The 12,926-nt window shown below is 66.2% G+C and carries 11 protein-coding genes; 4 read left to right on the top strand and 7 right to left on the bottom strand.

What is annotated here, in order from left to right; translation table 11 throughout:
* Positions 1–11 precede the first annotated feature (11 nt).
* Both G6N37_RS13995 and G6N37_RS13990 read left to right on the top strand, forming a co-directional pair.
* Entirely contained in the window at positions 12–938 is a 927-nt protein-coding gene (locus tag G6N37_RS13995; RefSeq protein ID WP_163685041.1) for an aldo/keto reductase, read from the top strand.
* Positions 935–2,662 carry an FAD-dependent oxidoreductase gene (locus G6N37_RS13990; protein WP_163681338.1) on the top strand — a complete coding sequence of 576 codons (1,728 nt, stop codon included), beginning with the start codon at positions 935–937 and terminating at the stop codon, positions 2,660–2,662. Before G6N37_RS13995 ends, G6N37_RS13990 begins: the two co-directional genes overlap by 4 nt.
* 74 nt (positions 2,663–2,736) lie before the next feature.
* Here the strand turns inward: G6N37_RS13990 and G6N37_RS13985 are convergent, their stop codons facing one another.
* Positions 2,737–3,513, bottom strand: coding sequence for a class I SAM-dependent methyltransferase (locus G6N37_RS13985; RefSeq protein ID WP_163681336.1), 777 nt, complete (start codon positions 3,511–3,513; stop codon positions 2,737–2,739).
* Positions 3,514–3,736: 223 nt separating this feature from the next.
* Here G6N37_RS13985 and G6N37_RS13980 point away from each other — a divergent pair, with 223 nt between their 5' ends.
* Both G6N37_RS13980 and G6N37_RS13975 read left to right on the top strand, forming a co-directional pair.
* A complete protein-coding gene (locus tag G6N37_RS13980; RefSeq protein ID WP_163681333.1) occupies positions 3,737–5,053 on the top strand; it encodes a UDP-glucose dehydrogenase family protein in 1,317 nt (438 codons plus the stop codon).
* 9 nt (positions 5,054–5,062) lie between these two features.
* Complete coding sequence (locus G6N37_RS13975) at positions 5,063–6,016, top strand: UDP-glucuronic acid decarboxylase family protein (protein ID WP_163681332.1); 954 nt, start codon at positions 5,063–5,065, stop codon at positions 6,014–6,016.
* Here G6N37_RS13975 and G6N37_RS13970 read toward each other — a convergent pair.
* The 6 genes from G6N37_RS13970 to G6N37_RS13945 form a co-directional block, all read right to left on the bottom strand.
* Positions 5,991–7,178: a glycosyltransferase family 4 protein gene (locus tag G6N37_RS13970; RefSeq protein WP_163681330.1), complete on the bottom strand. Its 1,188-nt coding sequence runs from the start codon at positions 7,176–7,178 to the stop codon at positions 5,991–5,993. The genes G6N37_RS13975 and G6N37_RS13970 overlap by 26 nt on opposite strands.
* A 4-nt stretch (positions 7,179–7,182) precedes the next feature.
* The gene (locus G6N37_RS13965) at positions 7,183–8,136 is read right to left on the bottom strand and encodes an NAD-dependent epimerase/dehydratase family protein (RefSeq protein ID WP_163681328.1); all 954 of its coding nucleotides are present in this window, start codon (positions 8,134–8,136) and stop codon (positions 7,183–7,185) included.
* 53 nt (positions 8,137–8,189) lie between these two features.
* Positions 8,190–9,248 carry a glycosyltransferase gene (locus G6N37_RS13960; RefSeq protein WP_163681326.1) on the bottom strand — a complete coding sequence of 353 codons (1,059 nt, stop codon included), beginning with the start codon at positions 9,246–9,248 and terminating at the stop codon, positions 8,190–8,192.
* Positions 9,249–9,261: 13 nt separating this feature from the next.
* Positions 9,262–10,722, bottom strand: coding sequence for an oligosaccharide flippase family protein (locus G6N37_RS13955; protein WP_163681324.1), 1,461 nt, complete (start codon positions 10,720–10,722; stop codon positions 9,262–9,264).
* 6 nt (positions 10,723–10,728) lie between these two features.
* Positions 10,729–12,234, bottom strand: a complete 1,506-nt coding sequence (locus tag G6N37_RS13950) for a sugar transferase (RefSeq protein WP_372514686.1) — start codon at positions 12,232–12,234, stop codon at positions 10,729–10,731.
* A 62-nt stretch (positions 12,235–12,296) separates the two neighbouring features.
* Positions 12,297–12,869, bottom strand: coding sequence for a dTDP-4-dehydrorhamnose 3,5-epimerase family protein (locus G6N37_RS13945; RefSeq protein WP_163681322.1), 573 nt, complete (start codon positions 12,867–12,869; stop codon positions 12,297–12,299).
* Positions 12,870–12,926 lie beyond the last annotated feature (57 nt).

Raw genomic sequence — 12,926 nt, 5'->3', positions numbered from 1 at the left:
GCGGACCGGGGCTGAGGGTCAGCGCGGTCGGGTTCGGGTGCGGGGGTTTGATGCAGGCGCCGTTCCGCAAGGAGCGGATGGCCGTGCTGGGCTGCGCGGTCGAGCACGGCATCACGCACTTCGACACCGCGCGGATGTACGGCCTCGGCTCGGCGGAGTCCGAGCTGGGGGTGTTCCTGCGCACCGTGAATCGCGACGCGGTGACGGTGGCCACCAAGTTCGGCATCGACGTCGGCGGGGCGGCCCGGCGTCTCGGCCGCTTCCAGGCGCCTGCGCGGGCGGTGCTGCGCAAAGCCCCGGCGCTGCGGCGCGCGGTCAAGCGGCGACAGGAACCGGACCTGACCCCCCGGCACTACGACGCGGCGGTCGCGACCCGCAGCCTGGATCAGAGCCTGGCGGCACTGGGCGTCGACTATGTGGACATCCTGTTCGTCCACGGCCCAAGGCCTTTCGACACCGTCGCCAGCGATGAACTCGGCGAGTTCTTCGAACGGGCCCACCGGCAGGGCAAGATTCGCGCCTGGGGTGTGTCCCAGGACGAGGGCCTCGAGGTGGATTTCGCCGGTGCATTCGCACCGCGGGGCGTCAGCCAGGTCCGCGGCGACCTTCTCGATCCTCCGCCACGCCCCGCCGACTTCGGGTTTGGCGTCTTCAACCGGTCGTACACGACGCTTTACGCTGCGTTACGGGCCGACGCACGGCTCGCCCGACGTTGGTGCGAAACGCTCCAAGCCGACCCGCTGGCCCCCGGTGTGCTGCCGAGGCTGATCCTCGCGTCGTCGGCCGTGGCCACGGGTTGTCGCGCGATTCTCTACAGCAGCACCGATCCGCGGCGGGTCGCCGACGCGGCGGACGCCGTCTCGTCGCCGCCGGACGCGGGGCTCCTGACGCGTTTTCTCGCTCTCGCCCAGCAGTTTCGACGGGGCCCCGCCCCGTGATTCGCGGTCCGGCACAGTTCGCCCCCAACACGACGATCCGAACCGATGTCGTGGTGGTCGGGGCCGGCCCGATCGGCATCGCGACCGCGCTCGAGCTCGCGCGCGCGGGCGTCGACGTGGCCCTGATCGAAAGCGGTCTCGAGCGCAATGACCGGGCGGCGCAGGAATTGGCGACGTTCGACTCGCGCCAGGACGACTACTTTCACTCACGCAGTGAGGTCACCGTTCGCCGGCAGGTGGGCGGAACCTCGGCGCTGTGGGGCGGACGATGTGTCAAGTTCGACGCCATCGACTTCGAGAATCGGCCCATCACCGCGCAGTCGCCCTGGCCCATCGGGTTCGACGATGTCGAGCCCTACCTGCAGCGGGCCTGCGACTGGGCGGGATGCGGGCAGGCGGTATTCAATGCGCGGGACATCCCGGAGTTGGCGCAGCGGGACATGGTCGTAGGGCTGCCCGATGAACAGGTGCGCACCACCGATCTCGAACGCTGGTCGTTGCCAACGCGTTTCGGGCGCGAATACCGCGCCGAGTTGCGCAACACGCCCGGCCTGACGGTGTGGACCGGCCTGACGTGCACCGAGGTGGTGACCACGGAAGCCGGTGACGCCGTCGACCATCTCGTCGTCAAGACGCTCAATGGACGGGAGGGCAGAGTCGTTGCGGCGGACTACATCCTTGCCACCGGCGGCCTGGAGGCCACCCGCCTGCTGCTCGCGTCGGATCGTCATCACCCGGCCGGGCTGGGCAACGCGGGCGGCCACCTCGGGCGCTGGTACATGTCTCACGTCGAGGCCCGGGTCGCGCGTGTGCACTTCACCAGCGACGACGTCATCTACGAACACGAGCGGGACCGCGAGGGCGTCTACATCCGCCGCCGTTTCACGTTCACTCCACGGCTGCAACGCGAACTCGGGATGCCGAATGCCGCTGTCTGGATGGTGAATCCGCCGATCAGCGATCCGGCGCACGGCAGCGGAATCCTGTCGGGTGTCTACCTGACGTTGATTTCCCCGCTGGGGCGTTTCCTGCTCGCGGCGGCCATCCGCGAGGCCCACACCAGGACCGCGGGCCCGCCGCGCGTCGCCGCGCACCTGCGCAACATCATCCGGGACCTGTTCGGTTCCATCCGATTCGCGGCCCGGTTCTCCTATGCGCGGTTCCTGCGCCGGGGCCGCAAGGCGCCAGGCTTCTTCGTCAAGGGGTCGGGCAATCGGTACCTGCTGCACTACCACGGCGAGCATCTTCCGCACTGGGACAGCCGCATCGAGCTGACCGACGAACGCGACGCCCTCGGCATGCGCAGGATACGCACCCACATGTATTTCTCCGACGCCGACTACGAAAGTGTCCGCAGGGCAATCGATCTCATCGACCAGCACCTGCGCCGCCACCGCGTCGGACACGTGGAGTGGCTCGCCGACGACGTCGAGGCCTCGGTACGCAATTTCATGCAGGGCTACGCCGGCTTTCATCAGGCCGGCACAACTCGGATGTCTGCGACCGCCGACGGCGGCGTCGTGAACCCGGACCTTCAGGTACACGGGGTGCGCGGGCTGTACGTCGCGAGCACCTCGGTCCTGCCGACGTCGAGCCAGGCCAATCCGACGCTGCTCGGGATAGCGCTGGGTGTGCGGCTTGCGGAGCGGCTCATCAGTGCTCGATTGGCGCGGCCCGGGATTCCCGACGGCGAAGGCGTGTGGCGTCGCGCTACCGACGGATGATCGCTCACGGGCTGAATTCGTTTATCGCCCATCTTATTTGCGGACAGCGAAAACGGAGCCTTCGCGGGGTGGAGTCACTTGACGACCTCAAACAGCCAGTGATGACCGCGCGCCGTGGCAAGCGGGCGGAACTCCCGTGGCGAGCGGGCCATGAGTTCCTTGAATGCCCGCATCTCATGATCGCGGTCGGGGAACTCATCGAAGTAGATCAGCGTACCGGGCTTGAGAAACGGCTCCGCCCAACTCAGCACCGTGGCAGCGCTGGAGTACACGTCGCAGTCGACGTTGATGATCAACTGGTCGTGCTCGGGGACGTCGAACTTCGGGAGGCTGTCGTCGAACCAGCCGACGACGAACGAGACGCGGGCGTCGTCGATCTTGGGCGGCTCGCCGCCGACGTCGAAGTGGCCGGCTCCCAGGCCCGGCCGCCAGTCCTGCGGCAGGCCTTCGAAGCTGTCGAAACCGATCAACCTCGCTTCGGTATGCGGGAGGTGCTGCGACCACCACCGCATCGAGCCGCCCTCGAACACACCGAATTCGAGATACAGGGGCTTTTGCCCGCGGACCTTGGCCAGCGCTCGGTCGAACAAGGCAAAATGGTCGGCGACGACATCTACCGTTGGATTCGAAAAATCGTGCGCCAGCCAATGGCCGAGCTCGAGGTAACTGAGCACGGAACGCAGGTTCGCCAGCCGGCCGGACGTCACTCGGCGGCCGGCCTTTATCAGCGACAGGCGGACTTTGGTTTTTGCCGTGCCGCCGACGCGATGACCCAAGTTTTGGAGGAGCCCTCGGGTCGGCGCAACTGGCGTCCGGTCGCGCTCGGCATCCGCTTTAGGCACGCACAACACCCTATCCGACCTGGGCTGTCGCCAAAAACCCATTTGGACAAAGATTCCCGCTGTCCCGAGCCGGTGGCGTGCCCTGGTTCGGCTGCCGGTTCCGGTTGATGTCGAGGTTTTTAGAATCGGGCAAATAAAATATCGGAATCATTTGCGAAGCTGGATGAAAAGTGCGCGTGGACCGATCGCTTGGGGGACTATTGGGCGATCGTCGGGAAGCGAAGGTGTCGGCTTGAAGATTTCGGTCATCGGATGCGGGTACGTCGGGCTCGTCACGGGCGCGTGCCTGGCGGACAGCGGCAACGATGTCGTCTGCGTGGATATCGACCAAGCGAAGGTAGACGAGCTTCTGGCCGGGGGGGTCCCGATCTACGAGCCGGGCCTGGCCGAGTTGATCGCCAGAAACCGGGAGAACGGGTCCATCGATTTCACGACCGACCGGCGGCGCGCGATCGAGCACGGGGACGTGATCTTCATAGCGGTCGCGACGCCCATGAGCGAGAACGGCGAGGCCGACGTGTCCCACGTCCACGCGGCCGCCGGTGACATCGGGGAGTATTTGGATCGCTACAAGGTCGTCGTCGACAAGTCGACTGTCCCGGTCGGTACCGCCGACGACGTTCGCGCGATCATCGGCCGCAAGGCCAAGCATGCGTTCGACGTCGTGTCCAATCCCGAATTCCTCAAGGAGGGTACGGCGGTCACCGACTTCATCAAGCCTGACCGCGTGGTCATCGGCGGTGACTCCAAGCGCGCCGTGGAAATCATGCGCGAGGTCTACGAGCCGTACCTGCGAACCTTCCATCCGCTGATCGTCATGGACATCAAGAGCGCCGAGATGGCCAAGTATGCGGCTAATTGCTTTCTCGCCACCAAGATTTCGTTCATCAACGAGCTCTCCAACCTGTGTGAGAAGGCCGGGGCGGATATCGCGGCGGTGCGGGAGGCTATCGGGGCGGACCGGCGCATCGGCTACGAATTTCTTTTCCCCGGGGTCGGATACGGCGGCTCCTGCCTGCCCAAAGACGTCCAGGCTTTGATACATACCGGCGCCGGCATGGGCTCGGACATGAGATTGCTGCGCGCGGTCGACCAGGTCAATACGGAACAGAAGGCCACCCTGGTATCCAAGATCGTCGCTCATTTCGGCCAGGGTCAACCCGCGAGCGATCTGACGGGCCTGCGGGTCGGAGTGTGGGGCCTGAGCTTCAAGCCCCAGACCGACGACATCCGGGAGGCGCCCTCGTTGGTCATCGTGCGCAAGTTGATCGAGATGGGCGCAACCGTGCGGGCTTTCGATCCCGAGGCGGCCGTGCGTGCCAAAGAGCTGCTGGGGGATTCCATCGAATACGCCGGAACCATGTACGAGGCCATCGAGGGCGCCGACGCTCTCGTCCTGATTACGGAGTGGAAGCAGTTCCACCGGCCATCATGGCAGCGTGTCAGGTCGGCAATGCGAGGCCACGTCGTCTTCGACGGTCGAAACATCTATGACCCAAGACGTTTGCGGGCCGAGGGTTTCGAGTACTACGGCATGGGCCGCCACTAAGCACGGTCGATGAGAGCCCTCGTCACCGGCGCCGCCGGATTCCTCGGATCCCACCTCTGCGATCGCCTTCGCCTCGGCGGCGTCGAGGTGGTCGGTTTGGACAACTTCTACACCGGAAGGCGCGAAAACCTCACCCACCTCGACGGTGACCCCGGGTTCAGCTTTTTCGAGCACGACGTCACGCGGCCGCTGGCCGCGGCGGCCGTGCCGGGCCCGCTGGACCTCATCGTCAACATGGCCTGCCCCGGCTCGCCCTTCGCCTTCCAGCGCGACCCGGTGTTCACCCTCGACACCAATTACCTCGGGACGAGAAATCTTCTCGAGCTGGCGCTCGAGAAGGAGGCGGTCATGCTGCAAGCCTCCACCAGCGAGATCTATGGTGATCCCACCATCCATCCGCAAGCCGAAAGCTATTGGGGCAACGTCAACTGCTTCGGCCCGCGCGCGTGCTACGACGAGGGCAAGCGGGTCGCCGAAACGCTGATGCTCGAGTATGCGCGCCGCTTCGGCGCCCGAATCAAGGTCGTCCGCATCTTCAATACGTACGGTCCCAGGATGGATCCCGAGGACGGGCGGATCGTCTCGCAATTCATCGTTCAGGCCCTGCGGGGCGAACCAATCACCGTCTTCGGCGACGGCAGCCAAACCCGGTGCTTCTGCTACGTGGACGATTTGATCGACGGGCTGGTGAAAATGGCGACCAGCGACCCCTCGTTCACCGGCCCGGTCAACCTCGGTAGCCAGGATGAACTGACCGCGCTGGAGGTCGCGCGCACCATCAAGGAGATGACGGGCTCGTCCTCGCCCATCGTTTTCCAGGCCCTGCCGGAGGATGACCCGAAGAAGCGCAAGCCGGATCTCACCCTCGCCGAGTCGAGGCTCGACTGGCGCCCGCTGATCCCGTTCGGACGGGGCGCCGCACTGACGATCGAGTATTTCAGATCCGGAGGTCTCGGGCGATGACTTCGCGGTAGACGCAAACAGTCTGGTCAGCAACGGATTTCGGATCGAATCGCTGTTGCGCCTCGACGCGTACGGTGCGCTCGATTCGTGCTCTCAACGCGTCGTCGTCAAGCATTCGGCGGATGTGTCCGGCGCAGGCCGCGACGTCGCCGTACGGAAACAGGAGCGCGGTGCGACCGTCCTCGACCATGTCCGGAATGCCGCCGACGCGAGACGCGATCACCGGCAGCCCACACGCCATGGCTTGCGCGACGGCTTGAGGGGTGGTCTCTTCGCGCGAGCCCATCAACAGGACCTGTGCGCGCGCATATTCGTCGAGCAGTTCTTCGTGGCTGATGGGTCCGAGGAGTCTTACCCGCCCCTGCAGGCCGCATTCTGCTATCGCCCGCCGAACCTCGAGTTCGCTGCCCGGGTCCGCTACGGGGCCTGCGATCCTGAATTGCAGGTGCGACCGCCATGGTTCGTCACGAACGCGATCGTTGACGACCTCGCCAATCGCACGCACCAGATGGTGCACGCCCTTGCGCGGCACGAGGGTCCCGACAAACAGGGTTCGGCCGGCTTCTGGTGCGCGCTGTATGCGGAAAAAGTCGTCCTGGATCGGGTTCTCGATGAACCGGCAGCGCGCCGTCAGCATCGACCCGTAAACCTGCGCCAGGTAGGGCGAGATGATGATCATGTCCCGGGCGCGCCGAAACACTTCCCGCTCCATGTCGGCGACAGCCCGTTTCTTCAGGGCGCCCAGAACGTCCCACCGGTTCTTTTGCAGCAAACGGCTCTCGATGAAGAGCACGCCGTGCGGTGTGATGACGGCCGGCGCGCGGCTCGCCAACGCGCCGAGCGCGTGGCGATCCTGGCCCTGTCCGTGCACTACGTCGGGATTGATGGAACGAATCGCGGCGGCCAGGCGTGGCACGTCGTTGACGCGCAAGGTGATCAATCGCGGCAGGTTCAGGCGCTTGACGTAGTGCACGTGCAGTGCACCGGCCCGCCGGTAGGTCGTCGTCACGTCGTTCATCGCGCTGACGACGTGGCACTCGACGTCGGGACGGGCCGCGAGCGCATGAGCCAATGTGTACGTCACCGACTGCACCCCGTTTTGCACGGCCGCACCCTCGTCGACGGGATAGTCGCCCACCAGGGCGACCCGCAGCGGGCGCACGGAATCAGGACGCACCGCGGCCCTTCCCGAGCTCGGGGTACTCGGCGAAGATTTTTTGGGCCGTGGCTTGGCTGAACGGCTCTGCCGCGCGGCCGACGGTGCGGCGCAGCCGCTCGGTGTCCGGGCACAGGAACGGCCGATCATTGGGGCGCTGACGTTCGGGCACTGAGGTGAAGTCGACGGGGAACGGCAGGACGGATGCCAGGATGCTCAGCGCCTCCCGAACCTCGATCGCCTTGCCGGATCCGATGTTGAGTATCTCCAGTCCGTCTACTCGCGAGACGGTGTCGACGATGACGCCGGCCATCGAGTCGACATCCACGTAATCGCGCAGCGGCCAGAGGTTTCCGACTTCCACCTCGCGCTTACCCTCCAGCGCGATCTGGCGGGTGACCTCGGCGAGCATGTGCGGGTTGGTTTCACGCGGTCCCGCGGCGTTGAATAGCCGCCCGATCACCAGCGTGCCAAAGCAACCCTTCGATTCGAAATAGCGCATGCACAGCTGCTCGGCGAGGAACTTCGTGTGGCCGTAGACATACACCGGCCCGGTCGGATCGACTTCCCTGTGGGGCACGAAGTTCGGATGGTAGACGTCGCCGGTAGATGCGAAGAAGAAGGCTTGGACCCCGTGCCGGCGCGACGACTCCAGCACATTCAACGTGCCGTTGACGTTCAGGGCATACGCCTCGTAGATGTGCTCCTCGCACCAGGGCACGAAGTGTTGTGCCGCCAGATGAATGACGTTCTGCGGCTTGATGTCGCGGAACACCTGATCGCAGGCGTCGGCGTCGAGGATGTCGTGCACGATCAGTGTCGGCTTGCGGAGTGCGTTCTGCCACCGATCTTTTCCGAGTGAAAGGTCGTCCATCACGAAGACCTCTGCGCCCCGTTCCAGCAACGAGTTGACGACCGATGACCCGATGAATCCGCAACCGCCGGTGACCAGATACGTGCTCACGTCGCTATCCTTTCGCACCCGCGTAGTCGGATACCTCGCTGTCCGGTGCCCGGTCACCGTCGATGGCCCATCACCTCGTCGATGACCTCCAGGAATCGATCCGCGACCAGGTCGACGGCGCAATGGCGCTCATAGTGACGCGCCGCGATGGCTCCCTGCCGTACCGCGGTGGCCGGGTCGGCCAGGGTGTCGAAAGCGGCGGCCAGTCCGGCAACGTCGTCGACGCCGATCGGGGGACAGTCCGGCGGTTGGTACTCGGGCGGGCCACCTTCGGTGGACACGATCGGCATGACGCCCAACTGCATCGAGAGCACCTGCACGCCGCTCTGAGTGGCGCGCCGGTAGTGGGCGATCGAGCCCTTGGCGGCGGCCAGTGTCGTGACGACATCGCCGTAGCGGTAGCCGCCCCGACGCCACTGCGTGTGTGCGGGCAGCGTATCGGCGTCCAGCGCCCCGTCGCCGATCAAGACGAGATCGTCGCCGCGCCAGCCGCCGCCTTCGACGTGGCGCCGCCACGCCTGCAGCACCACGTCGACGTTCTTGTACGGATTGAGCCTGCCGAACATGACAAAGTCGTGGCGCCCGCCGGCAGCCACGAACGGCGGGACCCGATCCAGATCGAGATCGCTGGCAAGCGGCACGACGTGCACGGGCGTGCCGGCCACGTCGCGCCGCGTCGCGACCGCGCGGGCGACATAGTCGCAATAGGCGACGGTGGCCGCCGAGCGGGCACCCCAGCGATCCAGCAGCGCAAGTTCGTAGGACGGCAGCGCCTCCACGGGGTCGTGGGGGCGATCGTCGTGGATCACCTGGATGCGGGGCGCCCGCCCGGCCAGCGCGATCCAGCGTGGATCGCGGACCTGCTCGGCGATTACCACATCCGGCCGGAATCTGCGGACGAGCCGCCAGGCCTTGAGGGTGGGGGGCCAGGTCGCGGCGGAAAGGAATCGCGGCTCGAGCACCAACTCGTAGTCACGGGCGGCGTCTGACTCCGGGTGCCGGTCGGAGGTCACCAGCAGCACGTCCGCCCCGTGCCGCATCAGCGCTTCGGACTGCACGCGCACCGCCGGCCGTGTCCAGGGCGAAAGCCAAAGGACCCGACGAGATTTCATGCCAGCCGACCGATCACGCCAGGTTTTCTCGGCGCAACGATCTCAGGTTGGACCAGGTGAGCGGGCCGACCGCCGCACTGGTTGCCAGGTAGACGGCAACGGCGGCCAGCAGGATCAGGACGACATGTTGGCCCCAAAGCAGCAGTGTCACCGCGACGCTCGCTCCCGTGGGCAGCAGGACCCGCGCCAAGAACATCACCGGCGTACGGTAACCGCACCGGCGGTGCAGCCACCAGCTGCTGAACAGCATGTTGAAAAACTCCGTGCACACCAGCGCGATACCCGGCCCGATGGCGCCCAGCCGCCCGTCGAGGGCCAGATTCAGCGCGACGTTGACCGCGAGCGTGGCGACCGTCAACCACAGCAGGACCTTTTGATGGTGGCTGGCGACCAAACCCTGGCCGAGGGTGCCGCCGACGAACCGCAGCGCCGCCGCGATGAACAACAGCGCCAGCGTCGGCGTTCCGCGTGCGACGAACGCCTGGTCGCCGAAGAACGCGATCAACGGTCCGGCCAGCAGCGCTCCGACGACCGCGACGGGAACGGCCACGAAATACATGAGTTCGACGCTGCGGCGCAGGAAGCGGGCGAACGCCGCGACGTCACGCGCGAACAGTTCGGTGCCCGTCGACAGCGTCGCCTTGAGGAAGACCAGCGACACCACGATGGTGTTGAACGCGACCGTCAGGGCCAACCCGTACACGCCCATCTCGGAGTGGGTGCTGAGCAAGGACAGGATCACACCGTCGGCGCGGGTGTAGAGGATCCCGACGACCAGGAATCCGATCAGCGGCAGGGTTTCCCGCAACAGGTCGGCGGCCTCGCGCAGCGCGAACACCGGGCGCACCGAGATCTGCCGCATCGCCGCGGCGCCCTGAATCACCAGCTGCACGGCGGGCGGGATGAGCTGCGCCACCGCGAACCAGATGACGTTCGAGCGCGCGGAGACCAGGACGGCGACCATGGCCAGGGTGGCCGTGCGGGCCGTGACGTCGGAGATGGCCACCGCGGAGAACCGGACGGTGGCCAGAAACACCGGCTCGAAGCGGGTGGTCATGGTCTGCAGCAGCAGGCCCCCGGACAGCACGACCAGCATGACCCGCACGTCGAAGTCGTGATAGACGAGCAGCCCCGACCCGGCCGCCAGCGCCGCGAGCGGGACGCAGTAGATCAGGGCCAGCCCGCTGTTGACGCGCACCAAGCGTTCCAGGTCGCCGCGGCCGGAGGTCACGCGACGGACGATCACGGTGGCGACACCGAGATCGGCAAAGCTGTTCCACATCCCGATGAACGCGACCGCGATCGAGAGCTGGCCGTAGCGCCCCGGACCCAGGTAGCGCGCGGTCATCGCGACCGAGGCCACCGAGGCCACCATCCCCAGTGCCCGGCAGATCAGTTGAATGGAGAACGCGTGAGCCATCCGCGAGAGCGGCACCGACGGGACGACCGCACCAGGCGTCGTCGGCTCAGTCATGACTCCCTAGTATGCGCCGTGACTGGTGAGAACGGCCTTGATCGTCTTCGCGATGATCATGAGATCGCCCGACATCGACCAGTTGTCGACATACGACAGGTCCAGCCGCACCGACTCTTCCCATGAAAGGTCTGACCGGCCGCTCACCTGCCACAGTCCGCTGACTCCGGGCTTCACCAGCAGCCGGCGCCGGACATCGCCGTCGTAGTTCACGACCTCGCGCCGCAGCGGGGGGCGCGGCCCGACCACGCTCATGTCCCCTTTGAGCACGTTGATGAACTGCGGCAACTCATCGATGCTGAACCTGCGCAAGAACTTGCCGACCGGGGTCACTCGCGGGTCTTCGCGCATCTTGAAGAGCACGCCGCCGGCGCTTTCGTTCAGCGCCAGCAGGTGCTCGATCTGGGCGTCGGCGTCGACGGTCATCGTCCGGAACTTGAGCATCGTGAAGGGCTTCCCGTCGATGCCGATCCGCTCGGACGGGTAGAACACCGACCCCTTGCTGGTGAGCTTGATGGCGACGGCGGCCGCGATAAGAACGGGCGCCGTCGCGATGAGGGCCGCCAACGAGAACAGGAAGTCGAAGGCCTGTTTCTGAAAACGTTGCGTCCCTTGGTATTGCGGCTTCTCGACATGCAGCAGCGGCATGCCCGCGGTGGGGCGCAGGGTCAAACGCGCTTCCGCGACGTCCATCACTCCCGGTGACACGACGAGGTCGACGTCCATCGTCTCCAACTGCCACATCAGCTCTCGGATCCCGTGCATCCCAAAGTGATCCGTCTGGGTCACCGCGACGGTGTCGGCGCCGCAGCTACGGATCGCGGCCACCGCGTTGGTCGCGTCGCCGAGGATCGGTACCTCGCGGCCGCCCACGGTGAGGGTCTTTCCGCGGGCCGGTCCGTAGCCCGGAATGCAGACACCTGCCACGACATAGCCGTCCAGCGGGTTGCGGGCCAGTTCGCGTGCCAGGTGGGAAACCGCCTGTCGATCCCCGATCGCCAGGACCGTCGTCTGGCACTGGCCGTGTGCCCGCAGGTGGCCGATGTGCTTGCGCCACAGGCTGCGGCTCCCCAGCAAACCCATCGTCCCGACCGGAAGCGCGATCGCAAGATAGCCGCGGGCCAGGTCGACCTTGGCGAGCAGCGTCACCATCGCGATGATGCCGAACGTCCAGAATGACGCGCTGCCGATCCGCCGGTATTCGTCGATGCCGGCGCCGATGACCCGCGGCGAGCGCGTCTGGAAAACCGCCAGCGACGACAGCCACAGGCCGGCGAACACGAAGGAGAACAGCGTCATCACGAGGTCGGAGTAACCCGACGTGTTCGCGATTTCCCCGAAGCGGACGTACTGCGCGAGAAACACGGACGCGCAAACGATCAGCGCGTCGGTGGTGCGCAGATAGTGCGAATACCGGTGCTGCCAGCGCCCGATGGCATTCCCGGCGGGGGAAGGCGCGTCAGCGGGGGTGACCGGCAGGGCACCGGCTTGGGGGCGAGCCAACGACGTCACGCGGAGTGTGGGCTTGAGCGGCTGTGGTTCGACGCGCACGACGTCCACCAGCTCCTGGGTCATCACCGGGTTAGACATGACGCTGCTCTCTCGATCGGCGTGAAGCTCGGCGTTCGCGGGGGCCAACTGGCGTCCCGCTCGGAGATGACGGTCACGGGCAGCGGCCACACGATTCCGAATTCGGGGTCGCTCCAATGGAATCCCTGATCGTCGGACGGCGCGGGCTGGCCGCTGACCTGGTAGCTGACTTCGGTGTCGTCGACGAGCGTCTGGAAACCGTGCGCGACGAACGGCGGCAGGAACAGTGCCCGGTAGTTGTCCGCGCTCAACTCGACCATGACGTGGTCGCCGTAGGTCTGCGACCCGGGGCGGATGTCCACTGCGACGGCGGCGATGGCGCCGCGGGTGCAGCGAACCAGCTGGGTTTGGGCGTACGGCGGCGTCCGGTGGTGCAGACCCCGCACGGTGCCACGGGTGTAGTTGAAGAAGATGTTCGTCTGGGTGACGTCGAAAGTCAGCCCACGGCTGGCGAATTCGTCGGCGCAGAAGGATCGGGAAGAGAACCCGCGATGGTCTCGATGCGGTTCGAGGTCAATGATCGTCACGCCGGCGACCTGGGTGGGCGTAAATTTCACCTACCGCTCCTTCCGCAATGGGGCGCGCCTGTCGACTGGTCTGGGTTCATGCGATGG

It is taken from the genome of Mycobacterium seoulense (genome assembly GCF_010731595.1).
GTDB lineage: Bacteria > Actinomycetota > Actinomycetes > Mycobacteriales > Mycobacteriaceae > Mycobacterium > Mycobacterium seoulense.
This window is presented reverse-complemented; position numbering and strand designations above follow the sequence as displayed.